Raw genomic sequence first — 24,410 nt, forward strand, 5'->3', positions numbered from 1 at the left:
GCGCTATGAATAGAACGGGCCGTACAGAACTATGGTGTGGTTGTATATCATTTTGAGCCGCCCACTTTGTCGATTTCGGTTCGATAAACGAGCCCCGTTCGTTTAAAATCACCCGGCGTCAGACCTACAACCTGTTTAAACTGGTTCGACAAATGCTGGGCACTGCTGTACCCCAGCCGCCAGGCAATCTCACTCAGGGTTAACTCGCCATACAGCAAATACTCTTTTACTTTCTCGATTTTTTGAGCAATGACGAATTTCTCGATCGTGAGTCCTTCAATCGCCGAAAATAAATGGCTCAGGTAGGAGTAGTCGTAACCCATTTTCTGCGTTAAAAAATCCGACAGGTTCTGGTGGTCGGGTCGTTCGCGCCGGTCGTGGTGGATTTCGTTGACGATCAGGGTCTTGATCTGCTCGATCAGCACCGCTTTGCGGTCTTCCAGCAGTTCGAAATCGTTTTCAGCCAGCAATTGCCGGATGGTTTCGATGGATACGGTTTCGGGCCAGTCGCCGGTTTCAACTTCCCCCAACTCTACCTTCTGGACTTCAATCCCCAATTCCTCCAGAATATCCCGAACGACGCGCTTGCACCGACCGCAGACCATATGTTTGATGTATAGTTTCATGGACTATGATGTCTATGATTTTCTTTGATGACTTTGATTGCAGTGATTTAGGTAGAGGTTATGATTTGATGATGCATTCATTTAAATCATAGGTATCACAGAAAATCACCGTAATCATAGCTTAGATTTTAAGTTTATATCGAAAACCGCCGTAAATCATTCGGCCAGTGATGGGCCCCCAGACGCGGGCGGCAGCGTCGAAGTCTCGTCCGAAGGGGTCACTGGCGCCAACAATTGGATTCGTTTGCCGGAAATTGCCGAGGTTCTCGCCCCCCAGGTACACATCCCAGGTCCGGAACGACTTGGTAATCTGGGCGTTGATGTTGTAAAAACCGGGGGCATTTTCGCGGGGCATATTCTGGTAACTGGTGTGCTCGTAGCCTTCGCGCAGGTACGGAATCCGTTTCGGGCCGTTCCATTGCACCGTCAAATCGAACTTCCATTTGTCGAACGGCAGCGCGTAGCCCGCATTGAACAGCACCCGGTCGCGACTCACCATCATACGGGGCAGCAGGAGACTTTCGCCAAAGGTCATCCCCATCGACTGCCGGACGTCGAAAAGCCGGTAGGCCAGCTTAACCTCCATCCGGCGGATCGGCTGGTAATTCAACTCGGCCTGGAAGCTGTTGGAAAACGAACGCGCTTTCAAACCGGGTGCCGACCGACTCGACAGGTAGTAAAAATGGAGTTCACGCGGGTGTTCCAGATCAGCAATCAACTGGTTCTGGAAATTCGTGCGGTAATAATCCAGCACCAGCGACGCTTTTTGGCCGAACAGGTTAAACTCCTGCGTCAGGCTCGTTCCGTAATTCCAGGAGATCTCCGGTTGCAGTCTGGCGTCGAAATAAACCGCTCGCGAACTGACCAGATACCCATAATTTTCGGCCAGCGCATTGGGTGTCCGGAAACCGCGCCCTGCCGAGGCCCGCAACGTCAGGTTGTCATTCAGGTCATATTTCGCGTGGAATCGGGGCGTGAACTGCGTCCCGAACAGGTTGTGAAAATCCAGCCGGGCACCGGCCACCAGCGTTACTTTCTCCAGATACTTGTATGTATATTCCCCAAAAATGCCCGGCACGGACTCGGTGCGCGTCATCAGTGTATCGCGGTATTTTTCGCGGTAATCGTCGAGCAGGTAACTGACACCCGCCTTGAACGAATGATTCGTATTGTCGATGATGGACTGGTAAATCAGGTTTCCGTAGAGCGTTTGCTGCCGACCGTTGTACGGAATGAAACCAAAAAACGAGTTCTGTTCGTGGTTGACGGCATTCAGAATCAGCCCGAGACCTTTGTACGGTTTTTCGGGATAAAGCCTGGCGGTTTTGGAAAAAAGCTCGACGCGTTTGGTCGTGTTCGTAAAGCGGTAGGTTGGGCTACCGTTGGGGTTGCTGCTCACCTGTCCGCCGGTACGGTCGTCGTACAGCGCTTTTGCCCCAAACTGTGTCATAAACCGCTCGGATGCGTATTTGGCCCGAACAATACCGTTATACTGGCTGAATAACGGCAAGTCAAGAATCCGGTCGCCGTTCTGGTCCAGGCGGTTTTGCAAGGTGCTGGCGTGGCCCAGAAAACCAACGCTCCATTTTTCGGTGAGCGGTTTTGAAAGATTCAGGTTGCCTTCTACCCGTCCGAAACTGTTGACGTAGGCATTGGCGTAAACCCGTTCCCGGGCATCCGGTTTTTGCAATTCGACGTTCATGGCACCCGACATGCCCTCGTATCCATTCACAACCGAGCCGGAACCTTTGCCAATGTCGATGGATGAAATCCAGGTACCCGGTATGAAATTGAGCCCGAAAGTCGTAGCGAGTCCGCGGATGGTCGGGATATTCTCGACGTTCGTCTGGACGTAATTGCCGCTCAAACCCAGCATCTGGATCTGCTTGGCGCCGGTAATGGCATCGGTGTACGACACATTGACCGATGCGTTAGTTTCAAACGATTCGGAAAGGTTGCAGCAGGCAGCTTTGGCCAACGTTCGGGTGGTCAGTATTTCGTTTTGGATAGGCGAAAACCGGTCGATCTGGGTCGAATTCCCCTGTACAGTTACTTCCTGCAAGGTATTCTGATTAACCAGATTGACGTCCAGGCTGGTTTGAGTCGTAATCAAAACCGTATCGGATCTGAAGCCTACAAAACTAAATACGAGCTGGTGGCTACTTTCAGACCGGGTGATTTCGAACTGGCCGGTGCTGGTTGACGTGGTCGAAACGGAAGTTCCGGCCCAATATACGGTAACACCTGCCAGGGGAATAGCTTTGGCATTGACGCGTTCCGAAACCGTACCGGTGATGGTTTGCGCGTGGGAATAATAGAAACTGAGAATCGACAGCCAAACGACTACGAACCCTTTTCGATGGATTGATTGTGGACACATTGGAGTGTGGAAATGTGATGAAAATACAAACAGTAGCCCATGCGTTTACCCGCACGGCTTCATTCAGCACATTTGAACTCCTATAGCAGGAAACTTTGGACGAACGATAGCAGACTACGCCCGTAGGGAAGGGGAGGAGAATCGATCACGGCCGCCGACGACTCACGATCGGCCGGGAGCAGATCATACAGCAGCCAGGTAATGAGGGTTGCCATGCCCGCCAAAGCCGTATCGGCAACGGACTTGATAAACTTGGCTACCAACTGCGTAATGGACGAAGAAAAATCAACATTTTCGTAGCGTTGTTCTTCCTTGCAGCAGTTCGTTTTTTTGATGGTCGTACCCGGATAACCCTGGTGGGAAACCGAGAACGTTTTCTTGCTGTGAACCGCGCAAGCCGGTTTTTTATCGTCATGGTTAATGGCCATCGATACTCGCTTCCCGCGCATCAGGCAGGTGTGCTCGATCAGGCCGAAACCGGTACTGCTCAGCAGCACGAGGCAGGCCATCAGGAGGTTGAAGTATTTAAAGGCAGCGCGTTTCATGACGGGTCAAAAGTAGACCAGGATAACTATAAATGCAAGTGCATCATTTTCGGATAATGTACAGGATTTTGCGGTTTCGGCTCAAAACTGGTAAAAAAGTAGGTAAATCCGGATAAAACAAGAGAGGTGGAACGTCGTCCCACCTCTCCGGATAATTTGAATCAAAATCGGCTATTGAATTAATAACCGGGGTTTTGTTTCAGCAAGGTCGTTCCCTGCAAGTCGATTTCGCGTTGTGGCAGCGGCATAATTTCATTTTTGCCTGCGGTGAATTTAGCGCCACCCAATGCGTTTGCCAGTTTGGCACCTTCGTAAGTTAAGTAAGCGTTCAGGACGGTAGAAGCGGTTCCCCAGCGAACAAGGTCAAAGAAGCGATGGCCTTCGCCCGACAATTCCAGTTTCCGTTCGAATTGGACGGCCGTACGAGCTGCGGCTTTATCGGTCCAGGGCGAATCGTAGGTTCCAATGACGTAGTTAGCCGCTGGAGCCGTTCCGTTCATGACAAAACCGGCCGGATTGGCAGCGCGTTTCCGAATCTGGTTGACATAGTCGCGGGCTTTTTCCAGGCTTCCTACTTCAATTTCGCACTCAGCAGCCATCAACAGCACATCAGCGTAACGAATCAGGATCACGTTGATACCGGTCCAGCCTTTGGTCCAGTTCGAAACGTCAGCAATCCGGGCTTCCTGTGCTTTGGTATAAATGTATTTCTTGGGCGCATACGGTCCACCGAAAGCCTGGTCACGAATCCAGTCCTGACCGGGGAATACCTGCCAGTCCAGATACTGAATACCACGACGACCTACTGAGTGGTCAAGGCGGGGATCTACCGGGCCAGCGTCAGGCGTAAAGGCTGCTGAAGAGGCAATACCCTGATCGGTTTTCAGTGCGTTCGCGGCTGAGTTGTACGAGCCATCCAGCAGCGGCAATCCTTTGGCATCCGTCCGGAACGAGTTCGCTAACTCGAAGCTGGGCTGGAAGAAACCGCAGCAACCCACCGGACCCGCAGGACCCGTGTTGTAAGGCCAGTTCAGGTTAAGGTCACCCGAAGCAGCATCCGAGCTTCCCGCGTTGGCGACGTTTTGCGTGGCGAATACGATTTCGTCGTTTTTCTCATTGTCGGCGCTGAACACCATCCAGTACGATGGAAACAGAGCGTATTTGTTACCCGAAGAGGTTTTACCGCTGGCAATAACCGCATCGAACAGGGTTTTTGCTTCCGCGTATTTCTTCTGATACAGATATACTTTTCCCAGATAGGCACCGGCCGCCCATTTGTTGGCTCTTCCGGCTGCGGTCTGTACTTCGGGCAGTGCATCGTAAGCGGCTTTCAAGTCAGCTTCGATTTTTGGCCAAAGGTCAGCATTGTTACCGATTTCAGTAATCCCGGCAGCGTAGTCGACGCTTTCGTCAATGTAAGGCGTATTGTTGAAGGTACGCTTCAATTCGAAGTAGTAGTGGGCGCGCAGGAATTTGGCTTCTGCCCCGATCCGGGCCAGATCTGCCGCACTGACACCAGCATCCGGCGTTTTCAGCTGGCGCAGCACGGAATTGGCGCGGCTTATCCCTTCGTACATACACTGCCAGCGGGCCGTCAGCTCGCCACTGGAAGCCAGCATTTCGTAGCGTTGGAAGGGGGTGATGGAGTTAAAGTCACCAGCGTTAGAGCCTTTATTGGCTTCTCCACCCATGATACTCCCGTACATCCAGTTCGTTGAGCTGGCAGTCTGGCTGAAACCCCGACCGTTCAACTCCGTATACGCACTGATCAACAAACCCTCCAATCCATTTTTGGTACTTAACTGGGAACTGGTCAGCGTACCGGTTGGTGCGACCACCAGGAAGCTATCCTTACAGGCCAGCGTGCCAAACGTTAAAGCCAGCGCCAGCAGGGTTCCTTTTGTGACTATATCTTTCATCATCTAAAATTTTTCGACTAGGTTGATTCAAATTAGAATGTTACGCCAAGGCCAAAGTTGAAGCTCCGGGTCAATGGGTAGTTACCGACATCAATACCGAAGTTGGAGTCAGCCGCTCCACCAACGCCGGGGTCTAAGCCCTGGTATTTCGTGATGGTGAAGATGTTGTTAACCGATGCCGAAACCCGTACGCGGGTCAGTTTCACTTTGTTCAGCAGGGCTGAAGGCAGGGTATAACCGACCGTGAGGTTTTGCATCCGCAGGTAAGAACCATCCTCAACGTAGAATGAGTTAGGCTGGGTATTGGTGCTGAAGTTTGAAACGTCTTCGAAAATGGGTTGGGTACCACCCGTATTCGAAGCCGTCCAGGAGTCTTTAACCCGCGCGCTAACAGCAGCACCAGGAAACGAAGGATAGAAATCGGTGTACCATTTCGACAGGTTGAAAATTTTGTTGCCGAGAGAAGTATACAGGTACGTTGCGAGGTCAAATCCTCGGTAGTTCAACTGGATGTTCAAACCACCCGTAAATTTCGGTACTGGGCTACCGATGAACGTCCGGTCGTTGTTGTCGATAACGCCGTTGCCATCGATATCAGCAAAGCGGAAACGACCTACACCCGCGCCGGTTTGGGTGGGAGCGGCTTTAACTTCTTCCTGGCTCTTGAACAAACCAACAACCTGGAAGCCGTAGAAAGAAGCAATTCCCTGACCCGGCTGGTTCCGTGTTGCCGGCAAACTCAGACGGTTGGAGGCAGGTGACACGTCGAAATAAGGTACGCCTGGTGCCAGAGACTGAATGCGGTTTTGGAGAACGCTTCCCGTCAGGCTCACTTCGTAACCGATATCATTGGCCAGTTTGCCGCGAGTCGTAAGCATCAGGTCAATCCCTTTGTTGGTCATCGAAGCTACGTTAACCGACGGAGCCGTTGCCCGAATTCCGATTACCCCCGGAATGGGTACCTGATACAGCAGGTCTTTGGTGTCTTTCTTCCAGATGTCGAAAACCAAATCCAGTTTGCCGTTGAAGAACGTTGCGTCGATACCTAAGTTAGAGGTCGTACTGGTTTCCCATTTCGCATTCGGGTTACCGATCCGGCTCCGGAAGAACCCGGGGTTAACCGTGCTGTTGGTGGCGGCAATGTCGTAGGAGTTGGCTACGTTGGTGGCAAACAAGCTGTACTGGTTGTTGGGGTCAACGTTGTTGGAGTTACCCATTTGTCCCCAGCCACCGCGGATTTTCAGGTCGGTGATGAACGAAACGCTCTTCATGAAGTTCTCACCCGTCAGACGCCAGGCCGCCGAGAATGCCGGGAATACCCCGTACCGGTTGGTAGAACCGAACCGCGACGAACCATCGCGACGAATAACCCCCGTTACAATGTATTTATCGTTGAAGATGTAGTTAACCCGACCAAAAGTAGAGTAGAAGTTCACCCCGCTCTGGATGTTACTGTTCACAACCCGGCCAACCGAGGAAGTCGTGCTCAGGGTTACGTAATTGACATCGGTAGTGAACGGGTTTGAGCCGGTTCCGCTGATGTTCCGTCCGCGACCGTCGTTCAGGGCTTCAACACCGGCGAGAACGTCGATGTTATGCAGACCGAATTTTTTCCGGTATTGAGCGGTGTTCGTGAACGTCCAGGCCAGGAAATAACCGCCCCCTTCGCTAATTGACAAACCGCGACCGTTACCTTCGGCATTCCAGTAAGTGTTTTGCGAGGTCGTTTTGTTGTAGAAGTTGAAGAACTGACCCCCAATACTGCTCCGCAGGGTCAGGTCCGCAATCGGATCAAATTCCAGATAGGCATTTCCAAAAACACCCACACCAAAGTTCTGGTTGTTTTTGGATCCGTCGCGGCTGGCAACCGGGTTCGCCGGGTTGTTAAACCCTTTAGCCGCCGTACCGGCCCATCCGCCAAATTCATCATAAATCGGAATGATCGGAGCCATCCGGAAGGCGCTCAGGATTTCGCTTTCTTCCTGCGACAGGTTCTGACCGGTGTTACCGCCCACCTGACCGGAGGTATTTGCGTAAGTCAACTGAATGTTCTCACCAAACCGCAATCCTTTAACAATGTCGAATTCCGTGTTGGCCCGGAGATCGTAGCGCTGGAATTTGTTGAAATTCAGAATACCATTCTGGTTCTGCTGACCCAGGCTGAAGAAATAACGACTGCTTTCGGTGCCGCCCGAGAAGCCGAGCGTCTGGCGCAGAATCGGGGCTCTCCGCGTAATGGCGTCATACCAGTCGGTTCCGGCTTTGTTGGCTTTTACCACCTGATAAACCGCACCCGCATCCGTATTAATATTGTATTTTGCTTTTTCGGCAGCTAAATCAACGCTTCCAATTACCCCAACCCGGGTTCCAACCTGCAGGTAATCCGGCAGGACCGGTTTTGAGCCCGTTCCGTACTGACCGTTGGCAATCCCCGAAAAATCATCGGGTAAACCGAGCGATGCCTGACGGTTGTGAACGGCAGCCCAGGTCCAGTCGGCCTGCTCCTGCGGATTCAGAATCGCCTGTGATTTGCCGGGGTCCGTAAAACCGTACATTCCATCGTACGTTACGGTTAATTTTTGAGCTCTCCGGGCACCTTTCTTGGTCGTATAAACGATAACCCCGTTGGCAGCCCGTGCACCGTAAATAGAAGCTGCAGCCGCATCTTTCAGGACGGTAGTGGTTTCAATATCATCCGGATTCAGGAAGTTGGAGGTCCCAATGGGCACCCCATCGACAACGATCAGCGGCTGGTTACCACCGAAGGCCCCAAAGCCCCGCACCCGAACGGTGTTGTTGGCACCCGGCTGGCCGCTGGTGATTACCGTAACCCCGGCAACCCGTCCCTGCAACTGCGTTTCGATGTTGGCCGAAGGTGTAACTTTCAGGTCGCGGGATTTGACGGTTGAAATAGCCGCTGCGTTGTCGCGTTTGCTATCCGTGGTATACCCCGTTACAACGACTTCATTCAGCGAAGTAACGTCATCTTCCACGGTGACGTCAACGGACGTGCGGTTTCCAACCGCAACTTCAGTGGATTTAAAACCGATTGCCGAAACGACAAGGACCGGATTAGCACCCCGAACATTCAAAGCATAATTACCCTCGGCATCTGTAGACGTACCGGTGGTTGTTCCTTTTAATACAATGTTTGCTCCCGGAACCGGTCCATCTTTGCCTGTCACCTTTCCCGTGATCCGACGATCCTGAGCCATCACGTTCATGCTCAAGAGCGACAAAAACGCACACAGGAATGCAGACTGAAACAATCTGTAGAATTGTGCTTTCATAATAGGTTTTGTAATAATTGGTTTTATTTTCGTACTAAATTAAGATTACTTTAAACATACTTCAAAATTTTCTAAAGAATATTATAAACTTTTGGATGAAAACCCTTTATTATAAGTTGATGAGATTTAAGGGTATAATATTGATTATTAATCATTTAACATTACGGTAACAATACCCTCATTTGGGTGATTTTTTTTCATTAAGATTTGATTAATAATTATATAGCGGTTTTATATAGGCGATTTTACTTATTTTGTCCGGCAATGCGGACGTGATTTCAAACCCCGCTAGCGCGGCAATTAACGGCATTTCAACACCAGCGCAAATTCGGTTGCAGCGAAGTGGATTTTTGTACTTTATTAATTTTGAATATTGTATTTGATTATGTTTCGACAATCGATACCTTCTTTTTTACTACTGCTTCTGATCGGTTTACTCAGTGCCTGCCAGTCTGCTAATAAACCTCTTTTCAGTCTGTTACCCGCCGAAGAAACCGGGATCACATTTGCCAACCAGATGGATGAAAAGGATACGCTGAGTATTCTGGATATCGATTATTTCTACAACGGAGGTGGGGTGGCAATCGGCGATTTTAATAACGACAGCCTGCAGGATGTCTTCTTCACTGGAAACCTGGTGGCGAATAAACTGTACCTCAACAAGGGCAATCTGAAATTTGCCGATGTCTCCGGGCAGGCGGGTGTCGGCGGAGGTGGAAAATGGTGTTCGGGAGTGGCCCTGATCGACATCAATAACGACGGACTCCTGGATATATACGTTACCGCGACCATCAGAAAATCGGCCCGCGACCGGCAAAATATGCTGTTTGTGAATCAGGGCTGGAAGGGGCAGAAAGACAGCGTTCCGGTTTTTAAGGAAATGGCCAGCGAATACGGCATCGCCGATGACAGCTTCACCACGAATGCGGCTTTCTTCGATTACGACAACGACGGCGACCTGGACCTCTTTCTCCTGACCAACATGGCGGAGAAATATCCCAACTCGTACCACCCGAAACTGGTCGACGGATCATCGCCCACCACCGACCGGCTGTACCGCAACGACTTTGACCCAAAACTCGGGCATCCGGTTTTTACGGATGTCTCCAAAGAGGCCGGTATACAACTGGAAGGCTACGGTCTGGGCCTGAACATCTGCGACATCAACCGCGATGGCTGGAAGGATATTTACATCACCAACGACTTCCTGAGCGAAGACCATTTCTTCATCAACAACCAGGCAGGCGGTTTTCAAAAACCGGCGTTCACGGACCGCGCCGGGCAGTTTTTCAAGCATACCAGCCAAACGGCAATGGGCAACGACGTCACCGATCTGAACAATGACGGGCTGATGGACATCGTGGTGCTGGACATGCTGCCGAACGACAATTTCCGCAAGAAAATGTTCATTCCGCCGAACAACTACCAGACCTACCTGAACAACGAGGAATATAAGTTCACCTATCAATACATGCGGAATACCCTGCAACTGAATCAGGGTTTCCGGCCCGGCACGCGTGAACCGGTTTTCAGCGAAATCAGCCTGATGTCGGGCATCGCAGCTACCGACTGGAGCTGGACGCCATTGGCCGTCGATTTCGACCACGACGGTTTTCGGGATATTGTGGTGACGAACGGTTTTCCAAAGGACGTTACGGACCGCGACTTCATGCAGTATTACGCCGATAACTCGTCGGTGGCCACCAATCAATTCATGCTGGGCCAGATTCCGGTCATCAAAATCAACAATTACGCGTTCAAAAATAACGGCGGCAACCTGACTTTTTCGGACGTTTCCAAAGAATGGGGCCTGATGACTCCGGCATTTTCGGGCGGAGCTGCCTACGGCGATCTGGACAACGACGGCGATCTGGACATGGTGATCAACAACATCAACGATCCGGCTTTTGTCTACCGCAACAACCTGGTCGAGCAAAAATCGCAGCAGGCCAATTACCTCCGGATTCAGTTTAAAGGCAGCGAACAAAACCGCTCGGGACTGGGCGCTTTTGTAGAACTGGCATATGGGAAAGGTCAGAAACAGATTTACGAACATACGATTTACCGGGGGTATCTGTCGACGGTTGAAAATGCCGCCCATTTTGGTCTGGGAGAAACCACCACCGTTAACGAGGTGCGGATCACCTGGCCCGCGCAAAATGGAAAACCGGGCAAAACCCAGACGCTGCGGAATGTGAAAGCCAATCAGACGCTGACGGTTGACGTCAATAACGCGACCGAAACCGCCACGATCCCACCAACTGCCCCCGCCGGAACGCTTTTCCGGGACGTGACCGATTCGCTGAACGTCAAATTTGTGCATCAGGAACCGGAATACATCGACTTCAATCAGCAGAAACTGTTGCCGCATAAACTGTCGCAATACGGCCCGGCGGTGTCCGTAGGCGACATCAACGGCGACGGTCTGGACGATTTGTTCATTGGCGGTTCGCGCACCCAGAAAGGCTCTTTTCTGATTCAGACGGCGGCCGGAAAGCTGGTTCAGCAGGATTTGCTGCCAGGAGCGGCCGGTGAGGGAAAACCGGAGGAAGATATGGGTACGCTGCTTTTCGATGCCGATGGCGACGGCGATCTGGATCTGTACGTGGCCAGCGGTGGCGACGAAGGCGACGCCAACACGGCGGCTTACCAGGATCGTTTTTATGTCAACGACGGCAAGGGGCGGTTTACATTTTCGACCCAAACCCTGCCGCCGAACCAGATCAGCAAGTCCTGCGTCAAAGCCGCGGATTACGACCGCGATGGCGACCTGGATTTGTTCGTGGGCGGGCGGGTTGTACCCAATCAGTATCCGCGACCAGTTTCGAGTTTTATTCTCCGGAACGATTCCAAACCTGGTTTGCCGAAATTTACCGACGTGACGAAAACCGTTGCGCCCGAACTGCAAAACATTGGTCTGGTGTGCGACGGTCTCTGGACCGACACCGATAACGACGGCTGGCCTGACCTGATGCTGGCGGGCGAATGGATGCCGTTGACCATTCTGAAAAACGAGCGGGGGAAAAAGCTTAACGCCATGTCTGGCACTCAACCGCTCAATCACTCCATCGCTCAATGGAAAGGCTGGTGGAATTCCCTCGTTGCGGCCGATTTCGATCACGATGGCGACATGGACTACATCGCCGGTAATCTGGGATTGAACACGCTGGCGCACTCCAGTGAGCAGGAACCGTTGCGGGTTTATGCCAAGGATTTCGACAACAACGGTTTCTACGACGCCATTCCAACGGTGTTTTTTCCGGATGCCAAAGGGGAGCGCCACGAGTTTCCGTTCAATGGCCGGGAAGACCTGATCAAGCAGATTATTTCGATGCGGGCGCGGTTTCCGCTGCACAAGGATTTTGCGGTGGCAACGATCGATAAACTTTTCAAGGAAGAGGAACTTAAAGATGCGATTGTGCTGGAAGCCAATTACATGAAGTCAGCGTACGTGGAAAACAAAGGCGACGGCACCTTTGAACTGCACGACCTGCCGATTCAGGCGCAAACCGCCCCGGTTTTCGGGATGATTGCCGACGATTTCGATCAGGACGGCAACCCGGATGTGCTGCTGGTCGGTAATGATTTCAGCAACGAACTGCTGGTCGGACGGTTGGATGCCCTGAATGGGCTGTTGTTGAAAGGCGACGGGAAAGGCGGTTTTACGGCCCTGAATCCGGCTGCCAGCGGTTTTTACGTTCCCGGAAATGCCAAAGGAATGGTGCGCTTGTCGGGCGCTGGAAGTAATGGAAAACCGGGCCAGTCGCTGATTGTGGCGACCCAAAACCGGGGAGCGTTGAAAGTATTCCGCAGTTCAAGACCAACGCAAACTGTTCGGCTGAACCCGACGGATGTTGCGGCCAATCTGGTGTTCACCAACGGCAAGAAACAGAAGCTGGAGTTTTTCTACGGCCAGTCGTTTCTCTCCCAATCCGCCCGCGAAATTGCCATAGGTAACAATGTTAAATCCTTGGAAATCACCGACTCGAAAGGAGCGAAGCGGGTAATGGCGATGAAGTAAATTACCGGTTTTCAGTTTACGGTTTTGAGTGGGCTGACGCATTCATTGTTCGATATTCGCTATTCATTATTCGCTATTTAAGAACGAACGCGTCAGCCAACCCTAAACTGAAAACCGTAAACCGATAAACCGTTACTCTTCCTGGCCGATCACTTCGCTCAGGGGTTTGAGGTTTCCGGGAATGCGTTCTTCTTCCACGTACGGATAAATATCCAGGATTTTGGTGGTGTTGACGTCCGTCGTCTCGAACGGAATCAGCATGGTTCGCAGACTCAGTTCGATGCGCTCATACGCCTGTTTGACGTTCTCGGCATTTACAAGCATCTGATTGACAATGCGTTTCTCCCGACCTTTGTCGTCTTCCGTAATGTAAACCACCTTGCATTTGAACCAGGTTTCTCCGCCTTCCTCGAAATGAAACAGATCGGCCAGCCGCATGCGGGAGATAGCGGTCACCGTGAAGTCGGGCGTGTTGGCGGCAACTTCCTTGTACAGCCGGGCTTCGGCGTCGGTATACGAAACGGCGTCGATCAGGTAAGCTTCGTTGATGGTTTTGAATTTCCCGGTTGGGTCCTGTTGTTGGTAGCGAATTTTTCCCTGGTACCAGCTTGGCATAACTCGTTGATCTAAAAAGTAATAGAGTTTTTTAAGAGTTATTTCGCGGAGTTGAGCGGAGGAGAGCGAAGTTCAGAGGAGAGATAATTAGAAAAACCTTCACTGAACTTCGCTTTCCTCCGCTCAACTCCGCGAAATAATCACACGTTCAAAAGTACAGAAAAAGCCTATCTTTCGGTAGGTTCGACGGCTCATCCGATTTTTTGGTGAGTTCGTCGGTGGGAAATTGCGGGTGCGTAGTTGCAACACCATCTTTGTCAAAGAAATAAGCACCGTTGAAAATGAATGACTTAACGAACTTCCTGTTGATTGCCGATGCGTTGCCCGTTGAACCGGTAAAAAATTATTTACACCTCACTTTATTATCGGTCGGCCTGCTGGCGCTGGTGACGACCATCTGGTGGCAAACCGACAAGGAGTCGTACGAAGAAGTGACTGAAGACCTGCCGATTACGGCGTTCGAAAAACTGGAAATCTGGGGAATGCTCAACGTACTCGTAACCGACGGCCCGACGTATTCGCTGACGGCCCGGGGGTCGCGTCGCGCGATTTCCAACGTGAAAGTGCGGCTGCGGGGAAAATGGCTGAAAATCGGGTCGAGCTTTTTCTTCTGGCACCGCCAGTACGATTTGTTTCTGACCATTACCACGCCAAACCTGAGTAAGCTGGACGTATCGGGCGCCTGTACGGTTCAGTTGACCGGTTTTAAGGAATTATCAGGTCTGGATATCGATATCACCGGCGCTTCCAATGTCTCACTGGAGGGAGAAGTGCAGACGCTCAATATCGACATTACCGGCGCATCCCGCCTGACGCTGGTCGGCCACGGAAACCAACTGACGGCCGACATCACCGGCGCGTCGGCCCTGCACGCTCTGAAGTATCCGGTCGATGTCGCCACGGTGGAGGTAACGGGTGCCTGTACGGCACAGGTCCACGCCATCCGAACTCTGCGGGCCGAAGCAACCGGGGCCAGCAAGGTCGAATACCACGGCGATCCGAGCGTGGATTTTGAAAGCGCCGGAGCCAGTTACATAAAAAAAGTATAAAACCGTACTGTACAGATCATTAGCGATTGCACCAATGAGAAATAAAATCAGGCTTTGTATTTTACTGACGCTGCTGGCCCTGTTGATTTATGGCCTGATGGACACCGAATCCGCCATTCCCATTGAAATCAAATTAACCATTATTAGTATCGTTATCGGTAGCGGACTCTTTATTTACATGGCACTTTCCTGGTTTATTCCGTACTTATTGAACCGTTCGGCGGAGCAGTTGTCCCCCCAGAAGCTGGTGTCGCTGACGGTAACTTCCAGCGGGATTCTGGCGGCCATGACCGGTTTTCTGGCTACCTGGGGCATCAGCTTTTCGTGGCACATCGCTTTCCGGCCGGTCGATTATTGTTCGATCTGCGGTTTGTTCGCCATCATTACGGCGGGGATCACGGCGGTTTATTCCCTGAAATCGTTCGTGCAGCGCTGGAAAGCCCTGTTGCTGATGGAAGAAGGACTGAAACAGGCGGTTTTGAAGGCCGAGTTCGAATCGTTGAAAAACCAGGTCAATCCGCACTTTCTGTTCAACTCACTCAACATTCTGAGTGCCCTGATTCCGGAAGATACCGGCAAGTCGGTTCAGTTTGTCGAACGGCTTTCGAAGGTCTTCCGCTACAGTTTGCAGCATTCCGAGCAGAACACGATTGAACTGGCGACCGAACTCAAAATTGCGGAATCGTACCTGTTCATCAATCAAATGCGGTTTGGCGAAAGTTTTAGGTACAACGTCGACCTGTCGGAAGACGACCGGAGCCGCCAGATTGTCACGCAGGGCCTGCTGACCATGCTTGAAAATGTGGTGAAACACAACGAATGTTCGCTGGAAAAACCGCTGTGCATCCGGATTTATTCCGAGAAAGACTGCCTCGTCGTTGCCAATGGATTTCAGCCAAAAAGCCGGTTGCGGACCGATTCGACGGGGATTGGACTGAAGAATTTGAAAAACCGGTACGTTCAGCTTGCCGCCGACCGCCCGGTCGTGATCGAACAGACTGACAAGGAGTTTATTGTTAAATTACCATTATTGTAAGTCGTTTGTTGGTTTAAAGTTTAGAGTTTATCGTATACTATTGGGCAAATATTCAAATGATAAGGTCACAACAAGTAACTATAAACTTTAAACCATAAACCCACAAACTGTTTTTCTAAAGGTTGGAAATCGAATACGGGAATGAAAATACTGATTGTGGAAGACGAGCCACTGGCCGTTAAACGAATGGAAGGCTTGATTCGGGAAGTGGCCCCCGATGCAGAAATAATGGGAAAAATCGACACCGTGCGGGCATTTATTCGCTGGTGGCAGACAAATTCGGCACCGGATTTGATTTTGATGGACATTCAACTGGCCGATGGATTGAGCTTTGAGATTTTCCAGCAGGTGGAGGTGAAAACCCCGGTTATTTTTACGACGGCTTACGATGAATACGCCCTGCGGGCCTTCAAAGTCAACAGTGTCGATTACCTGCTGAAACCCATCGAGCAGGAGGAGCTGGCGAAAGCCATTCAGAAATTCCGGCACCAGCGCCAAACCGCCGAGACGCAGCCCCCGGCTTCGGAGAATCTGGCGAAAATGCTGGAAGAATTTGGTATTAAGCCGGTCGCGTATAAAAACCGGTTCCTGATCAAACAGGGTGGTCGGTTCGATGTCGTCGAAACCACCGACATTATGTACCTCTACGCCGACGACAAGGTGGTCTTTCTGATCACGAACCAAAACCGCAAATACATCGTCGACGAGACGCTGGACGAACTGGAAGCGAAACTCGATCCGAAGTTATTTTTTCGGATTAACCGGAAATACATCACCCATTTGTCAGCCATCGAGCGCATCGAGCCCTACTTCAACGGACGGCTTCGCATCTGGCTGCGGCATCGGCCGACGGAGGAAGAGGTTTCGGTGAGCCGGGAACGGGCCGAGTCGTTCAAAACCTGGTTAAATACCTGAGATACAGTCCGATAAGCTAAAGAAGGGTGTCATGACGAAAAGTTGTGACACTTTTTTTTTGATCGTCTGTGATTTTCTCGTCCTTTCTGCGAATAATGAGGTAGAAGGTAGACGGGAGACAAGGGACGAAAGACAAACTCCTAAACGCAAGTCTCTTGTCTCACTTCTCAGCTCTTTAATCTAAAAAAGATGAAATTACAACCGGAAAAAGATCAGTTTCTGGCGCTGATTGAAGACCATAAAAAGATCATTTTTAAGGTCTGTAATGCCTATTGTAAAGATTCGGAAGACCGGAAAGATCTGGTGCAGGAGGTAATTATTCAGCTTTGGCAATCGTTTGGACGCTACAATGATCAGTATAAGTTATCGACCTGGATATACCGCATTGCCCTGAACGTTGCGATCTCTTTTTATCGCACGGAACGGACCCGGAAAAACCGTACTCAATCCATCCATGATGCCATCATTGAAATTGGCGATGAAACGCAGGATACGGAATCGAATAGCGGTTTACTCCACCGGTTTATCAATCAATTGGACGAGCTCAATCGGGCACTGATGATTCTGTATCTGGATGAAAAAAGTTATCGGGAGATTTCTGAAATTCTCGGGATTTCGGAGACCAACGTAGCTACCAAGATCAATCGAATCAAGCAGAAATTAAAACTACAATTTTCCAAATTTTAACAGTAAACGTCATGGAACTGCACGAACTTCAGACAATGTGGAACGAGTACGATAAAAAGCTGGATGACAGCCTGAAACTAAACCGGCAGTTATTCCGGGAGTTGAAGCTGGATAAAGCCAAATCGAAACTTCGAACCTTGATGAACGTAAAAATTGCGGAGTTGATTGTTCAATTCATCATGGGTGGTTTTCTGATCTGGTACATGGTAAAAAGCGCCGGGAAATTACCTTTTATCGCAACCGCGCTGGTTCTGCTTGGATTCGTTTTGGTCGGAATGGTACTTAGTTTGAAACAGGTTTTTATTATCAAACAGATTAAAAGGGGTTATTCCGGCGCGATTGCACCTTTACAAAAGAAGCTGGAGAAACTTAAAATTCTGCTCGTTCAATACGTAAAATGGTCTTATCTTCCCATCCCGTTATCGCCTTTGTTTACGGTTTTAGGGGCAGAGATTTGGTTTAAATACGATTTTTTTGCCAATAAAAGTGGTGACTTCTGGTGGTGGTGTTTCGGGATTGGGGTGCTGCTTTTCGCTTTTGTTGCCTGGCTGAATCACCAGTTAAATCAGGAAACTATTAAGCCGTTCTGGGTGAGAAACTTTCTGAATGGGTCCGGCTGGAGTCAGATTAATGCCGCCAACGCTTTTTTGAAGGAAATCGAAAATTTTGAAAAGGAAGATTAGGCGGTTTTACGGGTAATGAATTTTGATAAATTTCGTATCATATCATTTTAACTGAAGAAAAAATCGTTGCTGCATTGTGTTTAATTGCCCTGGGTACAACACCTATTCCGGTACCCGATTCGGTAACGCTTGCCGCCGGAAAACAGGTTTACATGTCGACCTGCCACGTTTGCCATCGGGAAGACGCCAATCTGAAAGCACCCAGCCAGATTGCGCTCAGTCTGATGACGCCCCGGGCCATTGTGGCCGCGCTCGAAACCGGGAAGATGCGGACGCAGGGGAGCAGTCTGACCGGCGAACAGCGTAAGGCAGTAGCGGAATTTCTGACCGGTAAAGTGCTGAAAGAGAGCTTGATTTCGAAAAATGCGTTCACGACTTTTTCGTTACCGGCAACTCAGAAAGACCTTATCAAACACTCCGGTTGGGGTGGTGATCTGGCAGGAACCGGTTTTCGTTCGACACAACAGGCGGGTATTACGTCAGCCAATGTCGGTTCGCTGAAACTCAAATGGGCTTTTGCGTTTCCGGAAGCCACGCAGGTGCGCAGCAAACCGGCGATTGTTGGCGATTGGCTGGTGATTGGCAGCCAGTTCGGTGACGTATTCACGCTTCACCGAAGTTCGGGGAAAATCGGCTGGCAATTTCACGCCGATGCCCCGATTCGGGGCGCCATCAGTGTCGTTCAGGATCGGCAGGGAATTAAAGCGTTTTTTGCCGACAACAGCACCAACGTGTACGCCGTGGACGTAAAAACCGGGAAACTGCTTTGGAAGGAGCGGGCGGGCGAGCATCCGCAGGCAGCCAACACGGGCTCGGTGGCGGTTTTCCAAAACCGGGTTTTTGTGCCAATCACCTCCATCGAAGTGGCGCTGGCCCTGGATCCGAATTACAAATGCTGCACTTCTTCAGGTGAATTGGTTGCGCTGGATGCCGGTTCCGGCAAAATGCTCTGGCGGCATCGCGTCATTTCGGAGCAGCCCAAAGAAGCCGGGACCAAGAAAAACGGCCAACCGTTTTACGGGCCATCGGGCGCTCCGGTCTGGTGCAGCCCGACCGTCGACGTGAAAAGAGGCCTGGTCTATATCGGAACCGGTGAAAATTACACGGCGCCATCGTCCAATTCCAGCGACGCAATTCAGGCGGTGGATATGAAAACCGGCAAGCTGGTCTGGTCGTTTCAGGCAACTACCTCCGATACCTGGAATCTGGCGTGTCCCGGAAATCCGAATTGCCCCGAAAAAGTAGGTCCCGATTTTGATTTTGGCATGGCTCCGCTACTGGTGAAAGACGCCAGCGGAACGGAGCGTCTCGTGGTCGGTCAGAAATCCGGCGAAGTGCACGCGTTAAACCCGGATAACGGAAAAGTTCTCTGGCAAAACCGCATCGGGAAAGGTGGCATGCTGGGCGGAATTCACTGGGGAATGGCAACAGACGGTCATTTCGTCTATGCCGCCAACGCGGACAACATCTGGGCCATCGATCCACGGGATTCGACGCGAAAAGCGACTCCCGGCCTGTATGCACTTCAATTGAGCGCCGGAAAAGTGGCCTGGCACACCCCGACGCCCTCGTGCGGAGAAAACAAAAATTGCGTTGCGGCTAATTCAGCGGCTCCGACGGTCATTCCCGGTTTGGTTTTTGGCGGCACGCTCGACGGCCACATTCGGGCCTACGATGCCGCAATCGGCAAAATTGTCTGGGATTTTAATACCGTCCGCGATTACCAAACCGTCAATGAAGTTCCCGGAAAAGGCGGCTCCATCGATGGGCCATCGCCGGTAGTTTCGGACGGAATGCTGTTTGTCAACTCCGGCTACGGCCAGTTCGGTGAACTCCCCGGCAATGTGTTGCTGGCGTTTGAAATAGACCATTGACCGCTGACGATTGACAATTGACCATCGACCATTGACCATTGTTGGAATGCTATGGACAATCGTCGGTAGTCAATCGTCAGCGGTCAATCGTCACGCTTTATAAAACACCCACTTCGCCAATTCTTTATAGGACGGTTTTTTGCCGTACATCAGGATACCGACGCGGTAGATGCGGGCGGCCAGCCAGGCAGTTCCGAGAAAACCGCCGATCAGCAGGGTGAGGGAAAGGATAATTTCCCAGGCCGGAACGCCGAATGGAATGCGAACCATCATGATGATGGGCGACGTAAGCGGAATCATCGACATCCAGAACGCCACCGCTCCGTCGGGTTCACGGATGACGAATTGCGCCATGATGAACGACAAAACGAGCGGAATGGTGATGGGGAACATGAACTGCTGAACGTCGGTGTCGCTGTCGACAGCCGACCCAACGGCGGCAAATAACGCGCTGTAGATCAGGTAACCGCCGATAAAATAAAGCAGAAAACAGCCAATGATCAGGGGAATGTTCAGGGTGCTGATGGCTTTGAAAACGCTCGCCATCGGGCTGTTTTTCTGTTCGGTTTTGGCTTTTTCGGTTGGCGGGGTTTTGGCCGCGCCGGGCTGATTCGCCATCATTTCGATGCGGTTTTGTGGTCCGACACTTTGGCCCAGAATACTTGATGCCGCGGTTGAAATCCCGAACGTCAGCAGAATCCAGAGCAGGAACTGCGTTAAACCGACCAGGGCGACACCCAGAATTTTGCCCGCCATGAGCTGGAACGGTTTTACCGACGAAATGATCACTTCGACGATGCGGTTCGTCTTTTCTTCCATCACGCCCCGCATCACCTGCACGCCGTACAGAAAAATGGCGAAATAAATGATGAACGCGCAGAAATACCCGATGCCGGTTGCGGCCCCGGAACTGCTGTCTTTTTCCCCTTCTTCGCTCAGACTGAAGGTGTCCGAAGAAACGTCAACTTTCGTGCTTTCCAGCACTTTTCGATCGATTCCGGCCTCGACCAGCCGAATGTTTTCGATTTCCTGTTCAACAGCTTTTTCAATCCCTCTTTTTACTTCCAGACTGACATTTTTTTCGGAGTAGATCTTTAGATCCTTCGGATTTTCGAGAATGTCTTTCGGGATGTGCACCAGCACGTCGTAGCCGCTTTTGCCAAACTCTTTTTTGGCCGACTCGACGGGCATATTGACCGGTTTGAAAACCAGCTCTTTGGTGTCTTTGAATGTGTTACCAAACTTGCCGTTTTCGTCGATTACTTCGACCTTCTTCTGGTCGATGCCGCGCATGGCGAAAAAAACCGGGACCAGCCAGATGCAGGAAACCAGTAGTGGCGTCACGAAAGTCATTACCAGGAATGATTTTTTCTTGACCCGGACCAGGTATTCGCGTTTGAGGATAAGAAAGATGGTTTTCATGTTCAAGGAGTGATTGAGTCATTGAGTGAAGGAGCGAAAGCGTGATCTTTGATCTAACCACTCCATTGCTCAATCACTCAATCGCAATTATTAATTGGGAACTTCGCCGACGGCTTTGATGAAGATGTCGTTCATGGATGGGATATTTTCGCCGAATGCCCGGACGCTCACGTGGTCGATAAGGTTGCGGACCAGTTCGTTCACTTCCGCATCGCGGGGAATCCGGATATTGGCGCGCAGAAAACCGTCTTCCAGCGGTTTTTTGTCCAAAACCGTATAAGCCGGATTGAGATCATTCAAAACCCCTTGGTATTCAACGTGGTAGGTGTGGGTTTTGAACTGCTCCTTGATCGCTTTCTTAGGACCGTCCAGTACTTTTTTCGACCGGTGAATCAGGGCAATGTGATCGCAGAGTTCCTCGACGGATTCCATCCGGTGGGTCGAGAAAATAATCGTGCTGCCTTTCTGGCGCAGTTCGAGAATTTCGTCTTTGATGAGGTTGGCATTGATCGGGTCGAAACCGGAAAAAGGCTCATCGAGAATAATCAGATCAGGTTCGTGCAGAACGGTGGCCACAAACTGAATCTTCTGCTGCATCCCCTTCGACAGATCTTCGACGTTTTTGGTCCACCACGTTTTGATGTCGAATTTAATGAACCATTCTTTCAGTTTTTCCATCGCCTGCCGTTCGGTAAGTCCCTTGAGTTGAGCCAGATACAGCAGTTGTTCGCCCACTTTCATCTTTTTGTACAGACCGCGTTCTTCGGGCAGGTAGCCGATGCGGCCGATGTGTTCCTGGCTGAGCGGTTTGCCATCGAAAAAGACTTCGCCTTCGTCGGGGCCGGTAATCTGATTGATGATGCGGATGAGGGAGGTTTTACCAGCGCCGTTGGGTCCGAGAAGACCGAAAATCTGACCGCGCGGAATGTCGATGCTGACGTCGTCTAATGCCCGGTGCTGGGCGTATTGTTTAACAATGTGACGCGTTTCCAGGATATTCATAGATAGGTTATAAAAAGCAGGGGGCTAGATCAACTGTGGTGTGAAGATAAGGCGATCCCGGTGGCTACCTGCCAGTTTTTGGACAAATGGCTGCGAAACCGGTTTGTCGGAGTAAATTAATGAACAATTACGATAGAAGGGAATGAACAATGAATAATTAACATAGAGGGGAATGAACAATTAATAATTAACAATGAATACCCAATCAGACTTCATTGTTAATTATTCATTGTTCATTAAAAAAGCCCGGGCTTTCGGTTATCCAACCCCAGCCCGGGCTTTTCGCAAATCTATTTTCTACAATCAGGCTTTTACAACGATCGTTTTGGCCCATTTATCACCAAACCGCTTGCGTTCGTCACCCAACACCATCAGGGCGTCGATCAATCCAAAAACCGGGATCATCAGCGACACCTGCCGGACAATGGCGGTGCCGTAGTCGCCCAGAATTCCCTGGCCGGTATCTTCTTTAATGACCTTAATCTTCATCAACTTTTTACCGATGCTCTGGCCGCCCAAAAAACCGCCAACTTCCGGCAGGGCATCTTTGGTAAGCTGGTAACCCAGCGCAATCAGGTAAGCCAGAACCACCAGGCGGTAGTTAATACTTGCAAACAGAAAGATAGGTACATAAATAACAATTCCGTCGATGAGGGCGGCCAGGAAGCGGGTTCCCGGATCGGCTTTAACGTAGGTAGACGGCGGGTTGTACAGGGGCTGCATAAAAAAGTGGTGATAAGGGTTAAGAAAAAGGAAAACAGTCCTAACCTACACAATGTCAGGCAACAAATCCAATGATCGGGCTAAAATATTGTGCAGCAGCATATTTGGTGAATTAATGAAAGAAAGTGGTAACGTTTGTTTTGATATTAAACAGGATGTAAGATACTTGCAGCAAATTAGTTTTTACCGCATCAACCGGCTATGCAGAACAATCGATCTCTACTATTAATAACCTTGATTCCCTTTACCCTGGCGGCCATATTGACCGTTCTGGCCGACCTGAACTGGATTGCATTGCCCGCAACTTTGCTGCTGGTGGTGCGCTGGCTGGCCATCATCGGGCTGGTTTATTACGCCATTCGGAAAAAATCACTGACCACCTGGATTCTGATTTCGATGGTAGTTGGGGCCGAAATCGGCAATGATTTTCCGGAAGCAGCCGTCAATCTGCGGGTGTTGAGCCAGATTTTCCTTCGGTTGATCAAAACGATCATTGCGCCCCTGCTCTTCGGTACGCTGGTGGTCGGCATTGCGGGTCATTCCGATCTGAAGCAGGTGGGCCGGATGGGCTGGAAATCGTTGCTTTATTTTGAAGTCGTTACCACCATTGCCCTCTTCATCGGGCTGGCTGCCATCAACATCAGCCAGGCGGGCGTGGGCATTACGCTGCCGGAAGCGAGTCATGAAAAACTGCCGGATGTTGCCAAACAATCGATTTCGGACGTTATTCTGCATATTTTTCCCGAAAACATCGCCAAATCCATCGCCGATGGGCAGGTGCTCCAGATCGTCGTTTTCAGTGTGTTGTTTGCCATTGCGCTGGCCATTACGAAAGAACAGTACCGCAAACCGGTTTTGCGGTTTGCCGAGAGTCTGTCAGAAGTGATGTTTAAATTTACGTCCATCATCATGTATTTTGCTCCGGTTGGGGTCGGGGCCGCCATTGCCTATACGGTCGGGCACATGGGCCTTGGCATTCTGGTCAACCTGTTTCAGTTGCTGGCGACCTTGTATCTGGCGCTGCTGGCGTTTCTGCTGCTGGTGTTGTTTCCGGTGGCGTTGATTGCGAAAGTGCCCGTCAAAAAGTTTATTCAGGCGCTGATCGAACCGGTTTCGATTGCTTTTGCCACCACCAGTTCGGAAGCGGCTTTGCCGAAAGCGATGGAAGCCATGACCCGGCTGGGCGTTCCCCGAAAAATTGTGGCCTTTGTCATGCCGACGGGTTACAGCTTTAACCTCGATGGCTCCACGCTTTACCTATCGCTGGCATCGGTTTTTGTGGCTCAGGCGGCCGGGGTTGAAATGACGTTCGGGCAACAGTTGCTCATGGTTTTCACCTTGATGCTGACCAGCAAAGGTGTAGCCGGAGTTCCGCGCGCCACGCTGGTGATTTTATTGGGAACACTGGCTTCTTTCGGTCTGCCGGTCGAGCCGGTTTTTATTATTCTGGGAATCGACGAATTAATGGACATGGCGCGTACATCCGTAAACGTTATTGGCAATTGCCTGGCAACGGTTGTCATTGCACGCTGGGAGGGAGAATTCAACGAAAACGGCAATTCCATCGAAGCGGAAGACGAGGCACTGCAAGTGGAAGGCAAAGTATAGGGTCTGAAAATGACC

General features: G+C 50.8%; 17 protein-coding genes. 8 read left to right on the plus strand and 9 right to left on the minus strand.

The window, feature by feature from the left end; translation table 11 throughout:
* Nucleotides 1-47: 47 nt before the first annotated feature.
* The 5 genes from GJJ30_RS27320 to GJJ30_RS27340 form a co-directional block, all read right to left on the minus strand.
* Entirely contained in the window at nt 48-626 is a 579-nt protein-coding gene (locus tag GJJ30_RS27320; RefSeq protein WP_154178322.1) for a helix-turn-helix domain-containing protein, read from the minus strand.
* A gap of 121 nt (nt 627-747) precedes the next feature.
* Nucleotides 748-3,006, minus strand: coding sequence for a TonB-dependent receptor (locus GJJ30_RS27325; RefSeq protein ID WP_154178323.1), 2,259 nt, complete (start codon nt 3,004-3,006; stop codon nt 748-750).
* Between the two features lie 80 nt (nt 3,007-3,086).
* Entirely contained in the window at nt 3,087-3,551 is a 465-nt protein-coding gene (locus GJJ30_RS27330) for an HYC_CC_PP family protein (protein WP_154178324.1), read from the minus strand.
* A gap of 179 nt (nt 3,552-3,730) precedes the next feature.
* Nucleotides 3,731-5,470 (minus strand): RagB/SusD family nutrient uptake outer membrane protein, encoded by a 1,740-nt coding sequence (locus tag GJJ30_RS27335; protein WP_154178325.1) that lies wholly within the window; start codon nt 5,468-5,470, stop codon nt 3,731-3,733.
* A gap of 32 nt (nt 5,471-5,502) precedes the next feature.
* Nucleotides 5,503-8,760, minus strand: a complete 3,258-nt coding sequence (locus GJJ30_RS27340) for a SusC/RagA family TonB-linked outer membrane protein (protein WP_154178326.1) — start codon at nt 8,758-8,760, stop codon at nt 5,503-5,505.
* 385 nt (nt 8,761-9,145) lie between these two features.
* Between GJJ30_RS27340 and GJJ30_RS27345 the strand changes: the two genes are divergently transcribed.
* Entirely contained in the window at nt 9,146-12,781 is a 3,636-nt protein-coding gene (locus GJJ30_RS27345; RefSeq protein WP_154178327.1) for a CRTAC1 family protein, read from the plus strand.
* 132 nt (nt 12,782-12,913) lie between these two features.
* On the opposite strand, the gene GJJ30_RS27350 is transcribed toward GJJ30_RS27345, so the two are convergent.
* Nucleotides 12,914-13,396 (minus strand): DUF4494 domain-containing protein, encoded by a 483-nt coding sequence (locus GJJ30_RS27350; RefSeq protein ID WP_154178328.1) that lies wholly within the window; start codon nt 13,394-13,396, stop codon nt 12,914-12,916.
* 281 nt (nt 13,397-13,677) lie between these two features.
* Between GJJ30_RS27350 and GJJ30_RS27355 the strand changes: the two genes are divergently transcribed.
* The 6 genes from GJJ30_RS27355 to GJJ30_RS27380 all read left to right on the plus strand — a co-directional run bounded on the left by GJJ30_RS27355 (nt 13,678) and on the right by GJJ30_RS27380 (nt 19,640).
* Nucleotides 13,678-14,445, plus strand: a complete 768-nt coding sequence (locus tag GJJ30_RS27355; RefSeq protein ID WP_154178329.1) for a head GIN domain-containing protein — start codon at nt 13,678-13,680, stop codon at nt 14,443-14,445.
* 34 nt (nt 14,446-14,479) lie between these two features.
* Complete coding sequence (locus tag GJJ30_RS27360; protein ID WP_154178330.1) at nt 14,480-15,481, plus strand: sensor histidine kinase; 1,002 nt, start codon at nt 14,480-14,482, stop codon at nt 15,479-15,481.
* Nucleotides 15,482-15,622: 141 nt separating this feature from the next.
* Nucleotides 15,623-16,396, plus strand: a complete 774-nt coding sequence (locus tag GJJ30_RS27365; RefSeq protein WP_154178331.1) for a LytR/AlgR family response regulator transcription factor — start codon at nt 15,623-15,625, stop codon at nt 16,394-16,396.
* 189 nt (nt 16,397-16,585) lie between these two features.
* Nucleotides 16,586-17,083: an RNA polymerase sigma factor gene (locus GJJ30_RS27370; protein WP_154178332.1), complete on the plus strand. Its 498-nt coding sequence runs from the start codon at nt 16,586-16,588 to the stop codon at nt 17,081-17,083.
* 11 nt (nt 17,084-17,094) lie between these two features.
* Complete coding sequence (locus GJJ30_RS27375; RefSeq protein ID WP_154178333.1) at nt 17,095-17,766, plus strand: hypothetical protein; 672 nt, start codon at nt 17,095-17,097, stop codon at nt 17,764-17,766.
* Between the two features lie 74 nt (nt 17,767-17,840).
* Nucleotides 17,841-19,640, plus strand: a complete 1,800-nt coding sequence (locus GJJ30_RS27380) for an outer membrane protein assembly factor BamB family protein (RefSeq protein ID WP_262885394.1) — start codon at nt 17,841-17,843, stop codon at nt 19,638-19,640.
* Nucleotides 19,641-19,730: 90 nt separating this feature from the next.
* Here the strand turns inward: GJJ30_RS27380 and GJJ30_RS27385 are convergent, their stop codons facing one another.
* The 3 genes from GJJ30_RS27385 to GJJ30_RS27395 form a co-directional block, all read right to left on the minus strand.
* Nucleotides 19,731-21,062 (minus strand): ABC transporter permease, encoded by a 1,332-nt coding sequence (locus GJJ30_RS27385; RefSeq protein WP_154178334.1) that lies wholly within the window; start codon nt 21,060-21,062, stop codon nt 19,731-19,733.
* 90 nt (nt 21,063-21,152) lie between these two features.
* Nucleotides 21,153-22,064, minus strand: a complete 912-nt coding sequence (locus tag GJJ30_RS27390; protein ID WP_154178335.1) for an ABC transporter ATP-binding protein — start codon at nt 22,062-22,064, stop codon at nt 21,153-21,155.
* A gap of 303 nt (nt 22,065-22,367) precedes the next feature.
* Entirely contained in the window at nt 22,368-22,787 is a 420-nt protein-coding gene (locus GJJ30_RS27395; protein ID WP_154178336.1) for an RDD family protein, read from the minus strand.
* Between the two features lie 234 nt (nt 22,788-23,021).
* Between GJJ30_RS27395 and GJJ30_RS27400 the strand changes: the two genes are divergently transcribed.
* Nucleotides 23,022-24,395: a dicarboxylate/amino acid:cation symporter gene (locus tag GJJ30_RS27400; protein ID WP_229313451.1), complete on the plus strand. Its 1,374-nt coding sequence runs from the start codon at nt 23,022-23,024 to the stop codon at nt 24,393-24,395.
* The last annotated feature ends 15 nt before the right edge of the window (nt 24,396-24,410 follow it).

Origin of the sequence: Larkinella terrae, from assembly GCF_009668025.1 — a bacterium.
GTDB lineage: Bacteria > Bacteroidota > Bacteroidia > Cytophagales > Spirosomataceae > Larkinella > Larkinella terrae.